This window comes from Acidovorax sp. ST3 (assembly GCF_003231145.1).
GTDB lineage: Bacteria > Pseudomonadota > Gammaproteobacteria > Burkholderiales > Burkholderiaceae_C > Acidovorax.
In genome coordinates this window covers 1-607 of the sequence record NZ_QKVP01000076.1, presented here as the reverse complement: position 1 = coordinate 607, position 607 = coordinate 1, and the positions used below count along the sequence as shown (strand labels likewise).

At 73.8% G+C, this 607-nt stretch carries 1 protein-coding gene; it reads right to left on the bottom strand.

The genetic code is table 11. From position 1 onward, the window contains the following. A partial coding sequence (locus DNK89_RS24875) for an ArnT family glycosyltransferase (RefSeq protein WP_370220974.1) occupies positions 1-607 on the bottom strand: 607 nt, incomplete at both ends.

The following is a 607-nucleotide window of genomic DNA, read 5'->3' as shown; positions in this document are numbered from 1 at the left end:
GATCGGCCGTCTTTTCGGTTGCCTTTTCCGTTGCCTTATCGGCCGGCGCTTCGGCGGCGGGCGTGGGGGCGGGCGCGATCTCGACGGCGGCGGCCGGCACCGACGGCACCGGCGTGGCGACGTCGTTGGGCGGCGCGGTGTCGATCACCTGTGCCGGACGCGCGGCCGGGGTCGACAGCTCCACCGGCGTCAGGCCGGCGGCGCGGGCCGCGGCCAGGTTGGCGCCTTCGGCCACCACGCCGATAGGGGGCAGGTTGTGCCCGCGCAAGGCGGCGACCAGCGCGGCCCAGGGCAGCCAGCGCTTGCATTTCCAGAGCGGCCCGCGCGGATAGAACGCGAGCAGGGCGGCGACCATGATCGGCAGGGCGCCGATCCAGCCGCGCGTGAGGAAGCTGGCCGCCAATGCGATGCCCAGCGTGGTCGAGCCGGTGACGGGGCGGTCCACGGTGCGCGCCAGCGAATAGAAGGCCAGCGCCTGGCACGCCATGATGGCGGGCACCACCGTGGTTTCATGGGTGCGCTGCAGGATGCCGACCGTGGCCAGCAACAGCAGCAGGGCGGCGTCGGCCAGCATGCGGCCGTAGTCGCGCGGCTCCGGTTCGCCACC